The organism is Bradyrhizobium sp. BEA-2-5, from assembly GCF_032918025.1.
Lineage (GTDB): Bacteria > Pseudomonadota > Alphaproteobacteria > Rhizobiales > Xanthobacteraceae > Bradyrhizobium > Bradyrhizobium pachyrhizi.
The window spans coordinates 6,683,293-6,700,186 of record NZ_CP136629.1 but is presented as its reverse complement, the minus strand read 5'-3'; the positions used below and the strand labels follow the sequence as shown (position 1 = coordinate 6,700,186).

Sequence of the window (16,894 nt, the reverse complement as noted above, 5' to 3'; positions counted from 1 at the left end):
GGGTCGAGAGGAGGCGAAGTCGTTGCGGCGGAACGGATCGCGGCGAAGTCCGGCGGGCTGCTTTCCAGTTCCGGGAGAGTAGCTCGTGGGGCTGATGGCGCTTGGCTCGCCCCGACACGATCCCCTCAAGCACGCGGGCAGGTACGCTGGCGGGTCTTCGGTTCCAAAGCTCTCAATGATACGCACCGAAAATTGCGAGTGGGGCGGTCACGCAACGGCTATCAGGGCGGAGCTCATGACGCATTCCGTACACTACGTACAGACTGATTGCGTTCCCACATACGAGATCCTCGTAGGCCGGCCCGGCCCTTCGCTTCTCTCCCGGACGACGGCCGGTGAGCCCATCGGACTTCATCGGCAATCGATGAGCGCAAGATCGATCGCAGATCGATACGAGAGGCAGCCGGGCTGGGACGCTCGTCCACGATGACCATGACGAATCCCTTCAGGGCGCGCCGCGAACGCCGGACGAATCCGAGGTGTTTCGCGTGTAGGCCATCGACGGCGATGCGACGTCTCGGGAAGCGAGTGCCTGCAACCGGCGACATGGAGAGCGGCTGTTTCGCAGACGCCGTGAGGTGCCTACTGCATTTGGCCTCCTTGCCAGCAATCGAGGAAGACTGCGTGACGAACGTCGTTCGAAACGTCGCCACGCAGACTAATTATGTCATTTGCGGTTCTTCGTGTTCGAGAGCTTTTCAACTGCGCCGCCCGTGGCGGCCTCGCCACCAGCTAATGGCAATTTCGACTTGTCGCCATTAGCGAAAGTGAAGATGTCGGCCCCGGCACTGATGCCATTCCATGCCACCGGCTCGGCGAGCGAAAGCAGCCAAAGGCCCTGGAAGCCCGACGCAGCGTTGAGCTGTCCAGTCCACACGGTAGTCGAGCCGCAGCCTGCGAAATTGACCGAAAAGCTGATCGCCGTGCCGTTATTGGTCTGGGCAAGCCAGCCTGTCATGGCTTGAGGCGCGCCCTCATCGCAGCTATTGCTCGCGTTGTTGGTATAGGTGCCGGAAATCGCGCCTGTGCTCTGGTTGTAGCTGTTGACCGCTAGGCTTGAGCCATATTGGTTGGTCCAGGTCCAGAGGGGTTGCGCGTTTGCCGGTCCCGCCAGTAGCAGCCCGAGGCAAGCCATGCCCATCAATTTCGCCAATTTCCAGTTTGTTTGAGACATACCCGACTCCATATCGCTCCAGAAGCGGAGCTGGCTGCATATAGACCGGATGGCTTGCAATTTAAACGGGTAATGCATTCTAACTTCTCTAAAGGGTAGAAGGGCTGAAGAGGCTCGCTCTCTTAGTTCAGTTTGATGAGGAGGGGGCCCCGCGGTAACCAGAACAGCGCGTGACCGCGTCGCTGCACTGGTGTTGCCGTGCTGTAGCAACTGCCGTGCCATCAATTGACCCGACGCTATCGCCTTGGTCTAGATTCCTCCAAGACCGTGAGGATCATCCATTGTGGTTGGGTAATGCCGAGCTCTCTGGCCGTGTGTGCCAGCGAGCTCGCAGAGATGTGCGTTGATGGACTGGACGTCCCAACCAACTCCGTGGAGGAAGTCGGCTCTCTGCCGAGCTTGCCCGGGACCGGAAGAGTTGTCCTTGCACGTTTCGTGGGTGGCATCGCTTCAATCTCGGCCCGAGGCTCCTTGGCTGATTTAGATTAGAGAAATTCTGTTCGAGTAGCAGATGAAGTTGGTACGGATCGGACCATCACGGGGCGACGGTTGAGCTCTTTCCGTAGAAGTGATTAAGGGATGGTGTCGTCGTTCGGCAGCGCATTTGCGTCGGATTCTTGTTTCGTGCCGAAGATTTTCTGCGTTGATCAGGTCGAGCCAGACGGCATCGTTTTGATGGACACACCAGGGCGTAGCGACATCAACTGCCGTATCCTTCAATGACCTAAGCGAGATGTGGAGTCTCGTAGGACGACTGAGCGCGCTGCACTTTTTAAGCAAATAAGCGCGAAAGGGCCGGAGGCGCACAATTTCTTTGTGAACGCACGCTAATCGTCAGTCCATTTGATACTGTTTTTGTCTCATCTCGGCAGCTTCCCATCAGTGAAGCTATCGACCACCGTCCAACCTTGCTTCTCGGCAGGGCCGCAACTGATCTTCGATCGATTCGTCGCGCTGATTGTGGGACAAGTAGCGGGCGTAAAGTTCGATCTTCATGACGCCCCCTTGGTCCGGGAGGCGGTCACGCTTATGGCTGTCAGTTTCGGCTTGAACGAAATCCCGCGCGGCTTGCCGGGTGAGCAATCGCACCTGATTGACAAGGATCAGGCTTGGACCCGACGAGGCAACAGTGGTTCTGGGCGTCGAATCGAGACCACGTGTCGTTCCTCTCGCTTCGCGCCACCGCCGCGTCTCTCCATTGCGCAGATTGTTCCGCATCCTAACAAAGGCGTCGACGCCTTGCAGCGAACCAATGTTAAGAGCGCGCAGAACAGGGCGATCCAAAATTACCGATCCCGGCTGACGAAGCGTGGCATTGTGCGGTTCGAGCTCCAAGCCCTCGAGACCGATCGCGAGCTCATCAGGGAGCTTGCGCGCAAGCTGAGCTTAGGAGGGCCGGAAGCTGGCAGTCTCCGGCGCACGGTTCAACAGGCCGTTTCTGGTGAGCCCCCCCAAGGCCGGTGGCATCTTGAATGCATTGCGTCGCTCGCCACTCGTCGGCGCCGATGTCGACCTGATGCGTCCGCGCGTAGAAGGGCGCAAGGTCGATCTGTGACGCGCTATCTTCTCGACACCAACATCATCAGGAATGTCGTCAAGCCGCAGCCGTCAGAGGCGCTACTGGCTTGGATGGCAGCACAGCGAGATGAGGATCTGTTCATCGCATCGCTTACGGTCGCGGAAATCCGGCGCGGCATCCTCGAAAAGCCACGCGGAAAGAAGCGGGATGCTCTCGATGCGTGGTTCTCCGGCCCGGAGGGGCCTCAGGCCTTGTTCGCCGGCCGCATTCTGGCATTCGACGAAAAAGCCGGGCTTATCTGGGCGCGAACTCATGGCTGAGGGCAAAACCGCCGGGCAGCCGCGCAGCGGGGGCGACATGATCATCGCAGCCGTTGCGGGAGCAAACGAATGTACTGTCGTAACGGATAACGAGAGAGATTTCGCCGGAGTTCAAATCACAAATCCGATGCGCGGAGGCGCGCCGTGAGCGGCATCCAGGTCTATCGATGAGCACCTCAATGACGACCTCGTCGACTTTGTCCGAGGTCCCGGCTTCGCCCTGGATTTATCCGACGCCAGCTTCTCTGACTTCCCTGGCTCCGAACAAATCCGACGGAGACCGTTGGCGAGCTTCCACATCTAACTGAGCGGCACAGGCCAAGACCTAAGCTGACTGACCTACTCGCTCGCGACGCGAGATGGTATCGCCGTCTCTCACCTGTGCATCCATGATCTCCACGGCGCGGATCTCCTCAAGGATCTCGATGTAAGCACCTGGAGGCGGCCGCGCCATCAGATTCGCGGATGGATGCAACGATATCTGCCGCCATCAAGTCTGTCGGGTTACGAAGCTTCTCACCGAATAGTTCCGCGGGCATCGTCGATGGTTATCAAATCGGGACGCCGACCAGCTAAGCCCTGGGCAAACTTTGCGCTCAATCCCACAGAGGTGTGGTCTCAAAGCGACCCTCACTGTCGACTTGCCGACATCAAACTTAGGGACATCACACAGGGTCATCAGAGTGATCCCATTATCCGAAGGTGACTTTCTCGTTTGGCACGCCCCCTGCAGGGCTACCCGCGAATGCTCTCCACGATAGAGGAGAAGTCGTCCATGACAGGCCCGCCCAACATCGGCCCCGGACATTGCGCTCTCCGAGGCGGCGGAACACTTTCTGGCGTACCGACCTCAGCCATCGCCGCTCAATGCTTTGTCTCCGAGATGGAAAGCGAAAGAGCATGCTGATTAACCAGGGTGAACTCGCCGACCTCACTGAACGATTCCTGTGGGGTCGCGCAGTGATTTTGTACATTCTAACGAAGTTCGAAGATGAGGCCGGGAGCCGCGCGGGCTTTCCCTGCTTCTTCGCGCAAAACGCGGTCAGGCGAGGCCGTCTACGCTTCCTTCTCGTCCCATATGACCTCGAAAATGCACGATATGAGCTAGACCATCTTGCTTGTGGATTACGCAGCTACATTGAGGAGATCGATATCGACACTCTCGATATCAGCCACCACCGTCCATTACTTGTGCTCTTTGAGCCGGTCCCCTCACTGACGACCAGGAACAACTTCAAGCAGATTTTCATCGAAGCGATGCAATATCTGCTAGATCACGATCAGCGACCCTGGCCTTCGCACGTGTCTAAGGATCCTGCGCACCATACGTGGACGATGTGCTTCCACGGCTGCGAGCTTTTCGTCAACGTAAGCCATCCAGCGCACGTTCTTCGCAGGAGCAGAAACATGGGAGCCGGGCTAGCCTTCGTCATCAACCCTCGTAAGATCTTTGACATCGCAGCTCCCGCCAATCGGCGCGGCAGAGCTGTCATGGCAAAGATCAGACGCAACATTGACGTCTACGATGACGTCTCCCACAGCCCGTTGCTGGGATCGTACCTTCTAGGCGAAGCCCAGTGGCCGCAATACATGATCGACGACAACAACGAGGATGAACCCCTGCAGTGCCCTCTACGTTTCTACTGAGTTGCGGCACGGTTTGAATTTCGCCTCGTCAAGACCATGGGTGGCGGTCCATTGGTTTAAGCGTTAAGCGAGGGATGTCTCCCGACCGTGACACAGGCAGGATCAAGAGGTTGCAAATGTGAGGTTCGCGGTGATTGCGACCTGGGGCGAGCGCCTCTCTCTTCCGAGGGCTGATGTGAAAGGTGAACTCCAGAGCGAACTCAAGGGACACCTGGGACTTATCTCAGGTCTTTTGCTCATCGTCACGGTGATCCTTGGATCCGGCATTCTTGTGATCCCGGGACTAGTATTCGAAAAGCTCGGCGAGGATGGCATCTACGCTTGGTTAGCCTGCTCGCTACTCTCGGCGCCGATCCTGGTAACAATGGTTATTCTAGGTAGTGCTTATCCGAGCACTGGTGGGGTGGCATACTATGCCAAACTTGCATTTGGTCAGTACCTGGAGTCGCTGGTCGCGCTGCTCTTTTTTGGAGCAACGGTATTGGGTTTGCCATCTATCGCGATTGTGGGGGCGACCTACCTGCAAAAATTGACCGGCTCCAGCGAGGATATCCATCTCCTTGCCGCGCTATTCATCTTGCTTGCTGCCTGCCTTGCTCTGTCGAGCAGCGAGACACTCTCCAGTGGCGTAAGGCTCGTGGGTGGCTCGTCATTATTTCTCTTAGTGGGCGTGCTCGTCGTCCTGCTCATGCTAGCGGTGCGGACTAATGGTGCCCGATTCAGTGGCCCGACAGATCTTCCGTCGATCGCAGGGCAGATTCCACTGATCTTCTTCTCTTTTGCCGGCTGGGAGATCGCGTCCCACTTGTCTGCGGACTTTCGCAATCCTCGGAGGACGTTTGGCCCAGCCATGTTCCTTGCGTTCATTCTGGTCTGCTGCGTGTACATCACCAGCGCGGCGCTCGTGCATGTCTCCGATATCAAGTCAAACTTTGATACACCAGTATTTCAGGCTGCGGTACAAGTCGCGCCGACTGCACCAGGCTGGCTGGTTCCACTGCTTGGTACATCGCTGATCGCAGCCAACCTCTTCGGATCAGTTGTGGCCGTCTCGCGGCTTGTTCTTTACCTTGCTGGGCAAGGTTTTCTTCCCGCCGGTCTTGGTTACTTGCGCAACGGCACTCCCCGAAACAGTGTATTGTTCGTGGCTGCGTGTCTGATCACGGTCGTGGTCGCCGATCAGATTCGGTTGCTGAATATTGAGATGATGTTTCGCCTGGCCGGCATGAACTTTCTCGCCATTTACGTCATTTCGGCCATCGCGCTCGCCAGGCTGCGGCGAGGACCAGCTTCGTGGTTGCTCGCTGGCTTGGTTGTGATTCCCTCAGCGCCGATCATGCTCAGCGCAAAGGCGCCGCTCCTCTACATCACATCTACTGCCTTGATCGCGTACTTTTCGAACCGCAACAACCGAACGAGAACTCTCATGAAGCAACGCCATATCAATGATGAGTTCAAAGCCGTCTCTATGAGAGAGGGGCTGCTACCTGTGAAAGTCACGCCGTTCTACGAAAAGAAGATCAAGGAAGAGGTTGCGGCGCTCGGCAATCATCTGGGGCCGCTTCACCGGGTGTCCTTTCCAACACAGGACAGAATTGCAGTGAGGGCTCCCAACGAGGTAAAGGATTTCGTCAACGACAGATCAAATGCGTGTGGGCAGGCCAACAAAACCTCGATCGTGCGAAAATACGCAGACCGTGTACTCTTCCTGACCACGTCGAAGTGCTTTGGACACTGTCAGTATTGTTTTCGGATGGACGTGTTGAGTGAGAACAAGTTTATTGACGAGCCAAATGAGCAAGGTGCGGATCTGGACCGGTTGATTGAATACCTTCGTCGCCAACCGGAAGTCACTGAGGTGATCCTGTCAGGGGGAGATCCCTTGATGTTGCCAGCATCGCGGCTGGAGACAATCATCGAAGGTATTCGATTGGTTCCATCGGTGAAGTCGATCCGAATTCATACCAGATCGATTGTATTTGCACCAAAGGCGTTCACCCCAGAGAAGATTGGTATCCTGGCAAGACACGGCCTTCGCATCACCTTCCACATCGTGCACCCGTACGAAATCTGCGAAGAGGTTTCCGAAAAGATCGCAGACCTTCGAGGCCACAAGATTAGGCTCTACAATCAATTTCCATTGCTGCGAAACACCAATGATCATCAACTCGTACTTCATCGTCTACTGGAAAAGCTCGACGGGATGGGCGTGCGCAATCTGTCAATCTTCATTCCAGATCCGATCAACTTCTCCGCGGCTTTCCGCGTGCGTTTGGGTCGTATCTGGCACATTGCAGATCAACTCAACTTGTTTTCGCCATCATGGATCAACTCGACGCGGTTTGTGCTGGATACCAGTCGCGGAAAGGTGAGGCGAGAACATCATATCGAAACGAACAGCGAGACCGATCTCGCCCTCTTCGTGCGCGACGGAAATTCAGTTCCCTTCCCGGATTTCCCTGAGCATCTCGATGTCCCAGGAGAGCTCGAAGTCATGCTATGGAAGGAATATGGCAGAGCGAAGGTGTGATGCCAGGACGGTCGAGCGCCGAGGCGTTAAATCAGCTCGACCTATCCTGATCGTACCTATCCAATTCGAAGATCTTCGGCGGAGACCTTACCCGAACGGCCGCTCTTTGGTTCATAGCTAATGCGAGCGCCCTCCGGGAGGCCGTCATGGCCGGCTTTCTCAACAGCACTAATGTGCACGAAGACGTCCGGTCCCCCATCATCGGGTTTGATAAAGCCATATCCCTTGGTCGGATTGAACCACTTCACGGTACCCATCGCCACTGCAGTATCTCCAGTTTGAAGCCATGTCTATCTAGCCGAGGTGCGAGGCCGATATCAAGACGACTGCTGGGAGCTTTTCGTTGTTGTCGCCTTCGAATCTGAGAGGGGCGTCTAGAAGATCGCGCATGGCGGCTCGGTGCGCTTCGCTTTAGTGTAGCGTTGAGGCATCGATCATCGGCCCCTCGCGGATCGCGACTATCTCGGTCCATGCGTTTCATTGCACCTGCACTCGTCGCGACGTAGACGGCCGCGCATGATCTTAAATTCGTCGCGCATCCAGCATGCCCGATGTTGCTTCAGAAGGTGCGTCGCGGGGCTGTCATTGCAGTGTACGTTTCGTGCGCAATACGTCTCTTGCCAGGAGTTGATCGTGCATGAGGTCCGGGTCTTCCCGATCAGCTCGTTGGGATGTGCCGGTTTGGCAATTGATGGTTGACGAAGCTGGTCAAAATGTAGCGCGATGAGTGAGCTGTGATTGTCGAATGCGCTGCCCATGCTCACAGCAATCGAAGTGGCCGAGGTTCAGGCCGCCATTCCCGGTTGACCTGGCTCCATGCCAGAGAGTCCACGGGCCGAAACCTCGCACTTGGCGAGATCAAATTGGAACAGCGGACGACTTCGTCGGAAATCAGCGCACTCAGACAGGCGTCGCCGGCGCGCAGACGCTTTTGACTGCATTTTTCGATGAAGTTGAGTTCGATCGCCGTTGTGATCCGGGATTTCTTACACTCGTCAGCTTTTCGACAGCTGTCTCCTATAGAGGCCTGAGTCTCGCTCTAGCCACGCCCGCGTCCCGCAATGAGGGCATAGGTGTGCGAGCGCACATGACCTTTGCTGAGAACAGGAGTGCATGATGGATCCAGTCGACCCATTCAATGCAGGAGCTTGGGTGCGGCAATACGCCGCCATGCAGCAAGGGCAGCGGGCGGGACAACGGCCCCATGGCCGGCAAAGCAGCTTTGAACAGCAGATCGAGAGGTTGCAACTCAATTCACCCGATGAAAGTACGGCAAGCTCGAATTCACCTGACGAGAGTCCTGAGGCGCGGTCTGGACAGATTCGGCCCGCTGAACTCGGCGGTTCGATGCGGTTGCCATCATGTTCGCGGCCGACGGACGATTCGTTCAGCAGTGCGCGCCACAGCGTAGATATCTCCCATGGGCGACGCGGAGGGGCGACCCAGCTATCGCCGCAGTCCAATTTGCAGGAAGATCTTTTCAGCAGCGCGCGCTACGCCTTACCAGAGGTGCAGTCGGCGATCGAACCCAAGAACAGCAAACGACGTGGACTGTGGTCGCGCATCAAGTCAGGCGTTGGCAAAGCGTTCGGGGGAAACAGCAGCGGAAATTCGTCTGGCTCCGGGGCGCATCAAGAGTTCTCTTCGATCACGTTTCGCGCGGACCCTGCCAAGCAGCCGGCGCGAACGCGAGGGCTTCGCGACGAGGACGAGGCGATCATTCAGGAGTTCGCGGCGAGGGCCACTGGCAACTTGAGCGATGGCACCTTGAGAAATGCCGTGGCCGATCTGCGCGCTTTAAGCGCCCTCCTGAGCGAGAACCGGCGGCCATCAATAGCAGCTCGAATTGACAACCCCGCGTTGACGTCTGGGCTGGACATCGATGCAGAAACCTATGCGCCGATGAAAAAACGTGCCAGTCGCATGAAGACGGCGTTGAACAAGCTCCGGGAGGCCCGCGCGGGAAGGGCCTTGTCAGGCGATATCCGCCGCCTGAATCCTTACCCCGCAGACGCTACGCTGATCGACATGTGGGCTGCGGCGGAAAAGGCGACACACAGGATCGAGCCGGAGACTGTCGATAGGCAGGCTCGGCGCCTTTCCAGGCTGAGTGATTGGCTGCAAACTCACAACAGAGGAGCCATGGCTGGCCGTCTCTTCACCAACGGGTTTGCCGGTGACGTTGAGGCGTACAAGCGTGAAACCCAGGACACGAAAATCGGCCCTGATTTGCTGAGGCTTGGCCGATACCAACAGGTTCACGATGCAAACAGAGAGTTAGGGAGGCCTCCTCCCGAAGCGCATACAGCCGGTCCGGTACCCGAGCAGCCGTATGGGGCGCCGCACGCGCTGCCCACAACACCAGCCAGCCCGAGCGAGGGAGCTTGGGATTTGCTTCGGGAGGCGATCCATGGGCCCTCTCGATCATCGAGCGTACCTTACGACGGAACCCAGCCAACCTTGTTGGGGGAGCCGAGCCGAGAACCCAGACCCTCATCATCCACGCCGTACCGTGGTCCGCAGTTCAGCGCGTTTTACGACCTTCCAGCAACGCCGGCCACCCCGAGCGAAGGAGCTTGGGATTTGTTTCGGGAGACGATCCATGGACCCTCTCGATCATCGAGCGTACCTTACGACGGGACGCCGCCGACCTTGTTGAGGGAGCCGAGCCGAGAACCCGGACCCTCATCATCCACGCCGTACCGTGGTCCCCAGCTCAGCTCGTTTTACGACCTTCCAGCAATGCCGGCCACTCCGAGCGAGGGAGCTTGGGATTTGTTGAGGGGAACGGCGGGAGGACCCGCCCCATCATCATCCGCAAGGCATCCGCCCTCAGACATATACGGCGATCTTGAGGTTAATCTGAATCCGCCGACGCCTCATGACTTGCAGCACGAAGGTCACTCGATGCCGGCATCTGGCATTGCCGGACCGCCGTCGTTCGTTGGTCCATCAGGGGCCTCTCAAGAACTGCGGGATATCGGGACTATCGTTGGGGACGGCTGGGAGCACCGCTCGCAACCGGCCTCAGACGTCCTGATTGACGTACTGGGCAATATCAATCTGCTGCCAAACCAGTTCGGGCCAAGCCAGTTTGCGATCAACGGTGAGCGCTACTCGGCTACGCTCGGACCGGGAGGGCGCCGGGACGTTCGTCTTATCCATCATCCTCGCGCCAGGCAGACAAATGAAGCAGCCGGGCCGTCGCAGCAGCCCCATCACCCGCCGCAGACAAGTGCTGCTCGTGCATCACACGAAGGCGCCGTCGACCTTGGGTATCTGATCCGCGGCGGGTGGGAGCACCGCGAACGCTTCCTTCCGCCTCACCTCGTCCGCGCACTGGAGGGCCAGCACCTGATGCCGGACGCCGAGAACCCGACGTATTTCAACATCCGCGGCGTGCCTTACAGGGGCGAATTGGACGACACGGGCGGTCGCCGACGCGTTCGCATCTACCCAGAACGTAGCTGAAGAATTACGTCAATCATCAAACGGTCCGCTCGATTTGCACGGAAGACGAACCCTGTTTCCGCGAGGGGATCATGGTGGAGTTGCTCGCGCACGCACCAGTGCGGCGAGGGCCGATGCAATCGAAGTTTCATGAACTTGTTCGGCCGCCGGGCATATCCGATCATTACGGAGATCAACGATGCCGTACACAGCCGATAGGGATTTGGCTCCCTTCTGGGTGGGTATTCAAGCGCCCATCGGTCTGGTGAGCTCCCGAATTGTCAACCGTCTCGCCGAGCAGCCGGCGATCCCTACGGGACGGCCATTAACCTCGCTCACGTTTACGGCCCTCACCACCTTCAAGAAGGCGGATAGTAGATCTTGAATTCGTCGTGATGTCTCATTGACTCAGGCCTGTATGGGCCATGTCCCGCACATTGTGTTACCTCGTCCAATTTGAACCGTTCCCTCACGGACGGATGGACGCGTGCGTCATGTGGTATTTTTCGGATCTCTTCGTCCCAATTGAGTCGGCTAAGCTGCCACGGAGCCATTTCATCCATCCCGGCAACTTCTCCACGTAGTCATCGATGGCGTCTCGCATGCCCGCAAGTTCGCAATGCTCGACGCCGTCCGCCCGGGGATAGAGGTTCAAGTGCGTGCCAGCGCCGCCGGTGTTCTCCAGCTTGTTGCCATTCACGAGCACCGGACCAAGCTTCAGGCCATTTGGTATGGAAGTAGCCTGTTCGATCATCCAGGCAAGGGCGTTGTCTGAGAGCCTCGACTCCGTCTCAGGATAGCTACCTCCGATATCGGAGTGATTGCCCGCAAACCACATCTGCACCAATTTGGGTGGTCCTTCCGCGTCCGACTTGACCGCTGGATCATCGGCAACGGTCCCCCACTGCACTCGCTGGAAATCCTTCCGGTTTTCGTCGATCGCGTTCGCCGCACGGCCGAAACGGACGTAGACGCTGAGCAGACGATCGAAGTTCTCGTCCTTCCATTCTGCATAGTGTTTGCGCGGAGGATCTCCAGCGTTGGGAAAATCTCGGATGACCTTCAGGCGAGATTGTTTCTGTGCACGCGCCCACCAACCGCCCATGCCGAGGACAGTCAGCGCGAGGAGACCCCACCAAGTGGGCCAAAATGCCGTCCACGGATTCAGGAGCAAAGCAACTGCGAGCATGGGGAAAGCCGCAGCCAAGCCGACTGTAAAGGCGAATGCCAGAGCCAATCCGGCTTGGATGACGAAACGACGGAAACCCTTGGCTCCCAGCGAGGCAACCGTGTCGAAGACGCCAATGAAGTAGGGAGCTACGTTGGAGTTAAAATCTCCATCGGATCCATACTTCTCGCGAAATCGTCGCGCTTGTTCGAGGCGTTCGGCTGCATATCGATCACGAGGATATCCGGCACCGTGCTCGAGCACACCGTGACAGCCTCTGTGGCGATGTCGCCCACCTGCTTCCGGAAGCGCATTAGCGGGCCTGTTGGTGTCCTAGTCGGCACCCCGCACAACATAAGTAGGTTCGCCAGGCTGCGGACGGTGTAGGCGCCGCGACTAAAGCCGACAAGGAAGATCCGATCACCGGGTTCGTATTGGTTGATGATGAAGGTATAGCAATCGGCGATGTTTCTAACGATGCCATTGCCAGTAACCGAACCGAGCAATTTTTGAATGAATCGCCAGGGCGCGGTTAGGGCGGTGGCCCCGATATCGGTACCGAGCCCTGGGTCGTAGAAGGCCACCTGTTCGTGAGGATCGATAGGGTTATCGGGGCTTGTCCGGGATGCGCGGTACATCTTGTAGACGTTACTGACTCGCTGCTCGGGACGCACGCCGCCATCTTGGCCGGTCCCGTCCGAATAGACCACGATATTCTTTGTCAAGATATCCTCCAGTTAACGCGTCAGTCCGTTCACAAATGTTGCTCAATCGAACGACATCAGCTTGCATCGTAAGATCGGACACCCCGCGATCACGTTGCCGGTAAGTCAGAAAACAGGTCGCGCAAAGGAAGCCCTAGGTACGCGGAGACTAGTTTTTGTTGGTCGGGAGACACCTTGTTGTTGCCGGAAAACAGCTTCTGAACATCGTCGACATCCAGCTCCAGCAGGCGTGCCATGCCAGCGATATCGCGGTTCGTGGCCTTGAGCGCCTCATCCAGATCGAGGCGACTGTAGCGCGGGCTGTAGTCGGCGCCGCCGACGCTTCGCAGCAGCGAGCTGGCGACCCCGCGGATCGCGGCCATCGAGCGATCGGACATCAATCCCGAAACAACCGCCAGCAACGAGATGAAGTAGGGGTTGAGTGGAGCGTTGCCGGCGAGCTTTCCTGTGTCGGCAAGCACAGGCACTCCGGCCTTTGCTATGATGAACATGACGATGGCCAAGACTGCGCCGAATGCAAGCCGAAGCGGGTATTCGCCGAACGAAAGTGAGTCCTGATCGTTGCTGATGAATGCGGCGAGCAAGTTCAGGGCGCTGCCGAGCACTCCCATCGAGATGAGCAACGACAAGACGACCATATCGTTCGTCCACAGCGCCACGGTGTAGACCGCTCCGCCCCAGACGCTGGAGAGCGAAGACAGTTCAGCGGTGACATTAAGGATGCGCTCGACGAGTTCGGGCGCGGTTGTCGAACTGGAATCTCCAAATAGCTTGGCAGCCGCCTGTTCGCGATCTTGCCGCTGTTCCTGGAGGCTGGCGATCCAGCTTTCTTTGCCCTTTATCTTGGCTTTATTCGTTTCAACCGTCGCACGAAGTTCTATATTCTCGATGTATCGCTTTTTCGCCTGCGCAAGTTCGCTACCGAACTGCTTTTGCAGGTCGTCGCGAGAAAGCAGTAGTTCCAGTTGGGTAAGCAGCTCAGGGACAGTCGAGGTGCTTTCTGGCGGCGAGGTCGTAGAAATCGACGTCAACTGACCTGATGCTGTAGTGATTTTTTGCTTCAGAGATCTGACGTCCTCGGCAAGCCGGGCAGCCTCGTTTAGCTGTTCGGCCGCGAGCACCAGATTATTTTGCTTGTCTTTTGCGAGGTTTATCTTGTCTTGCGCAATGCCTTCGCGCAATTTTCTGATCGCCTCGGGCCAATTTTTGAAGTCCTCCCGAAACTGATCGACCCGCCAGATCGTCAAAGACGCACCCTTCAAGCTCAATTCAGCGATCCTCGATTGGAATTGGGCTGCCGCAAAAAAGGTCACGGCGCCCGCCGCGGAGAGGACTACGAGGAGGCTCAATACAAAGCCGCCCAAAACGCGGACGGGTCGGAAGTCGCCGAGATAGCGTGTGACCCAGCTATCGCGCTTGGGCGCATTCTCTACTTGTGGCGTCGAAGTATCGGATGCATCGCTCATCGCAATTGTCCTCATCCGTGCGCATTTGGGGGCACATCCCGACGTGCAATTTGAGGGTGCTCTAATGAAAGTTCAAAACCACCATGCCTGAATGCATCGATCAGTTGCTCGGTAGGCTGTCAAGCGTCAACCTGCGTCTTCCTTAATTGACAGCCGCTCTCCGGTAGAATGTTGCCCAGGCCTCGTTCCGCCGGCTTCAGGCTCCTTGCTAACCGCCCAAAAATACGTCTCTCGCGCTTTGCCAGCACGAAGAGCTTCACAAACTATCGCTCGAATTGCTCAAGCTTCTCGCCGGGCACTGACCACGGTCGAGCGGCGATTGATCGGATTGAGCTTATGTTGAATGGCGTCGTGTTCGATGTGCGAACTTCGTACGATACGGACAAAGTTGCGCGCCACATGCGCATAACGAAGCAATAGATTGCAGTTGCGCTTCAGAGGTGATTTCGCATACGCGCCACTCATCGCTGTTGTGCTTTTCCAGCCACTGTCGGGAGCAGCGGCTAAAGACCCGTCTGCTGCGAGCACGCAAGAGATGGTCGGCGCACGGTCGTGCCGCGCCTGCGTCGCAGCTTGGGCCACACGGTCCGCGGCCGCGTTGAGGCAATGATCGCTAACGCAACTCCCAGATCAGGTGGCGAAGTATCCAATTTTTTCTGCTACGGACACTTGCTCCCGAAAAACCCTTGTCCTATTTCACTTTCGTCTGTGGCACTCATCGGCATCGAGTGCTGACAGCTTGGAGTTATCAAATCGTGCAAACACTCAGGAGGGCTGCATGAATTTCCGTCCACTTCATGACCGCGTCGTTGTCAAACGCATTGACGCAGACGAGAAGACCGCTGGCGGCATCATCATTCCAGACACCGCCAAGGAAAAACCCTCGCAGGGCGAAATCATCGCCGTCGGCCCGGGCGGTCGCGACGAGGCTGGCAAGCTGATCCCCATCGACGTCAAGATCGGCGACCGCGTCCTGTTCGGAAAATGGTCGGGCACCGAGGTCAAGATCGACGGCCATGAGTTGTTGATCATGAAGGAGAGCGACATCATGGGCGTTCTCACCGACGTGTCGTCCAGCAGGAAGGCTGCCTAATCCACCCGCTCGCCCTGAGGAGCGCCTGCCGGGCGCTCCGCCAAGGTGAGTAGACATCAAAAAACTCAGGGAACTCATCATGTCAGCCAAAGAAGTCAAATTCTCCGTCGAGGCGCGCGACCGTATGCTGCGCGGCGTCGACATCCTCGCCAACGCCGTCAAGGTCACGCTCGGTCCCAAGGGCCGCAACGTCGTTCTCGACAAGTCGTTCGGTGCCCCCCGCATCACCAAGGACGGCGTCACCGTTGCCAAGGAGATCGAGCTAGAGGACAAGTTCGAGAACATGGGCGCCCAGATGGTGCGCGAAGTCGCCTCCAAATCCGCTGACGCGGCCGGCGACGGCACCACCACCGCGACCGTGCTCGCGGCTGCGATCGTCCGTGAAGGCGCCAAGGCGGTTGCCGCCGGCATGAACCCGATGGACCTGAAGCGCGGTATCGACCTCGCCGTGGAAGCCGTCGTCGCGGACCTCGTCAAGAACTCCAAGAAGGTCACCTCGAACGACGAGATCGCCCAGGTCGGCACCATCTCGGCCAACGGCGACCAGGAGATCGGCAAGTTCCTCTCCGACGCCATGAAGAAGGTCGGCAACGAGGGCGTCATCACGGTCGAGGAAGCCAAGTCGCTCGAGACCGAGCTCGACGTCGTCGAGGGCATGCAGTTCGACCGCGGCTACATCTCGCCCTACTTCGTCACCAACGCCGACAAGATGCGCGTTGAGATGGACGACGCCTACATCCTCATCAACGAGAAGAAGCTCTCCTCGCTGAACGAGCTGCTGCCGCTGCTCGAGGCCGTGGTGCAGACCGGCAAGCCGCTGGTCATCGTCGCCGAGGACGTCGAAGGCGAAGCGCTCGCAACTCTCGTCGTCAACCGTCTGCGTGGCGGTCTCAAGGTCGCGGCCGTCAAGGCTCCGGGCTTCGGCGATCGCCGCAAGGCCATGCTGCAGGACATCGCGATCCTGACCGGCGGCCAGGCGATCTCGGAAGACCTCGGCATCAAGCTCGAGAACGTCACGCTCAACATGCTCGGTCGCGCCAAGAAGGTGATGATCGACAAGGAGAACACCACGATCGTCAACGGCGCCGGCAAGAAGGCCGACATCGAGGCGCGCGTGGCCCAGATCAAGGCGCAGATCGAGGAGACCACCTCGGACTACGACCGTGAGAAGCTCCAGGAGCGTCTCGCCAAGCTCGCCGGCGGCGTCGCGGTGATCCGCGTCGGCGGCGCGACCGAGGTCGAGGTGAAGGAGCGCAAGGATCGCGTTGATGACGCGATGCATGCGACCCGCGCGGCCGTCGAGGAAGGCATCCTGCCGGGCGGCGGCGTCGCCCTGCTGCGCGCTTCCGAGGCGCTCAAGGGCTTGCGTACCAAGAACGATGACCAGAAGACCGGCGTCGAGATCGTGCGCAAGGCGTTGTCCTGGCCGGCCCGTCAGATCGCGATCAATGCCGGTGAAGATGGCTCGGTCGTGGTCGGCAAAGTCCTGGAGAAGACGCAGTACGCATACGGCTTCGATGCGCAGACGGGTGAGTACAGCAATCTGGTCTCCAAGGGCATCATCGACCCGACCAAGGTCGTGCGAACCGCAGTCCAGAACGCCGCCTCCGTGGCGGCGCTCTTGATCACGACCGAGGCCATGGTCGCCGAATTGCCGAAGAAGCCGGCGGCCGGTCCCGCGATGCCTCCTGGCGGCGGCATGGGTGGCATGGGCGGCATGGACTTCTGATCCAGCTGCGTCACGCCGAACCACGAAATGCGAAAGCCCTGGCAGCAATGCCGGGGTTTTCTACTAGGAGGTG

General features: G+C 58.2%; 11 protein-coding genes and 2 pseudogenes. 7 read left to right on the top strand and 6 right to left on the bottom strand.

Features of this window, described 5'->3' with window-relative positions; translation table 11 throughout:
* Positions 1-667: 667 nt before the first annotated feature.
* Positions 668-1,174, bottom strand: a complete 507-nt coding sequence (locus RX327_RS31415; protein WP_317248124.1) for an avidin/streptavidin family protein — start codon at positions 1,172-1,174, stop codon at positions 668-670.
* Between the two features lie 1,239 nt (positions 1,175-2,413).
* Here RX327_RS31415 and RX327_RS31410 point away from each other — a divergent pair.
* The 4 genes and pseudogenes from RX327_RS31410 to RX327_RS31395 all read left to right on the top strand — a co-directional run bounded on the left by RX327_RS31410 (position 2,414) and on the right by RX327_RS31395 (position 7,190).
* A pseudogene (locus RX327_RS31410) lies at positions 2,414-2,729 on the top strand (hypothetical protein).
* Positions 2,726-3,161 (top strand): annotated as a pseudogene (locus tag RX327_RS31405) (type II toxin-antitoxin system VapC family toxin). The pseudogenes RX327_RS31410 and RX327_RS31405 overlap by 4 nt, the downstream one beginning before the upstream one ends.
* A 752-nt stretch (positions 3,162-3,913) precedes the next feature.
* Positions 3,914-4,660, top strand: coding sequence for a YqcI/YcgG family protein (locus tag RX327_RS31400; RefSeq protein ID WP_317248123.1), 747 nt, complete (start codon positions 3,914-3,916; stop codon positions 4,658-4,660).
* Between the two features lie 130 nt (positions 4,661-4,790).
* Positions 4,791-7,190: an amino acid permease gene (locus tag RX327_RS31395; RefSeq protein WP_317248122.1), complete on the top strand. Its 2,400-nt coding sequence runs from the start codon at positions 4,791-4,793 to the stop codon at positions 7,188-7,190.
* Between the two features lie 56 nt (positions 7,191-7,246).
* Here the strand turns inward: RX327_RS31395 and RX327_RS31390 are convergent, their stop codons facing one another.
* Complete coding sequence (locus tag RX327_RS31390) at positions 7,247-7,453, bottom strand: cold-shock protein (protein ID WP_283088301.1); 207 nt, start codon at positions 7,451-7,453, stop codon at positions 7,247-7,249.
* 853 nt (positions 7,454-8,306) lie between these two features.
* Here RX327_RS31390 and RX327_RS31385 point away from each other — a divergent pair.
* Positions 8,307-10,661 carry a hypothetical protein gene (locus tag RX327_RS31385; RefSeq protein WP_317248121.1) on the top strand — a complete coding sequence of 785 codons (2,355 nt, stop codon included), beginning with the start codon at positions 8,307-8,309 and terminating at the stop codon, positions 10,659-10,661.
* A 448-nt stretch (positions 10,662-11,109) separates the two neighbouring features.
* Here the strand turns inward: RX327_RS31385 and RX327_RS31380 are convergent, their stop codons facing one another.
* From RX327_RS31380 to RX327_RS31365, 4 genes are all read right to left on the bottom strand, one after another.
* A complete protein-coding gene (locus RX327_RS31380) occupies positions 11,110-12,072 on the bottom strand; it encodes a phospholipase effector Tle1 domain-containing protein (protein WP_317248120.1) in 963 nt (320 codons plus the stop codon).
* Positions 11,958-12,533, bottom strand: coding sequence for a DUF2235 domain-containing protein (locus RX327_RS31375; RefSeq protein WP_317248119.1), 576 nt, complete (start codon positions 12,531-12,533; stop codon positions 11,958-11,960). Before RX327_RS31375 ends, RX327_RS31380 begins: the two co-directional genes overlap by 115 nt.
* 89 nt (positions 12,534-12,622) lie before the next feature.
* Positions 12,623-13,999 (bottom strand): hypothetical protein, encoded by a 1,377-nt coding sequence (locus RX327_RS31370; protein WP_317248118.1) that lies wholly within the window; start codon positions 13,997-13,999, stop codon positions 12,623-12,625.
* Positions 14,000-14,278: 279 nt separating this feature from the next.
* On the bottom strand, positions 14,279-14,581 hold the full coding sequence (locus RX327_RS31365) for a hypothetical protein (RefSeq protein WP_317248117.1): 303 nt from the start codon (positions 14,579-14,581) through the stop codon (positions 14,279-14,281).
* Positions 14,582-14,777: 196 nt separating this feature from the next.
* Here RX327_RS31365 and RX327_RS31360 point away from each other — a divergent pair, with 196 nt between their 5' ends.
* Both RX327_RS31360 and groL read left to right on the top strand, forming a co-directional pair.
* Positions 14,778-15,092, top strand: coding sequence for a co-chaperone GroES (locus RX327_RS31360; RefSeq protein WP_283088298.1), 315 nt, complete (start codon positions 14,778-14,780; stop codon positions 15,090-15,092).
* 79 nt (positions 15,093-15,171) lie between these two features.
* Positions 15,172-16,821, top strand: coding sequence for a chaperonin GroEL (gene groL / locus RX327_RS31355; protein ID WP_317248116.1), 1,650 nt, complete (start codon positions 15,172-15,174; stop codon positions 16,819-16,821).
* The last annotated feature ends 73 nt before the right edge of the window (positions 16,822-16,894 follow it).

Bases quoted from the DNA above. Each gene is read 5' to 3' on its own strand.
- RX327_RS31415 (WP_317248124.1), bottom strand. From the start codon at position 1,174: ATGTCTCAAACAAACTGGAAATTGGCGAAATTGATGGGCATGGCTTGC.
- RX327_RS31400 (WP_317248123.1), top strand. From the start codon at position 3,914: ATGCTGATTAACCAGGGTGAACTCGCCGACCTCACTGAACGATTCCTG.
- RX327_RS31385 (WP_317248121.1), top strand. From the start codon at position 8,307: ATGGATCCAGTCGACCCATTCAATGCAGGAGCTTGGGTGCGGCAATAC.
- RX327_RS31370 (WP_317248118.1), bottom strand. From the start codon at position 13,999: ATGAGCGATGCATCCGATACTTCGACGCCACAAGTAGAGAATGCGCCC.
- RX327_RS31360 (WP_283088298.1), top strand. From the start codon at position 14,778: ATGAATTTCCGTCCACTTCATGACCGCGTCGTTGTCAAACGCATTGAC.
- groL (WP_317248116.1), top strand. From the start codon at position 15,172: ATGTCAGCCAAAGAAGTCAAATTCTCCGTCGAGGCGCGCGACCGTATG.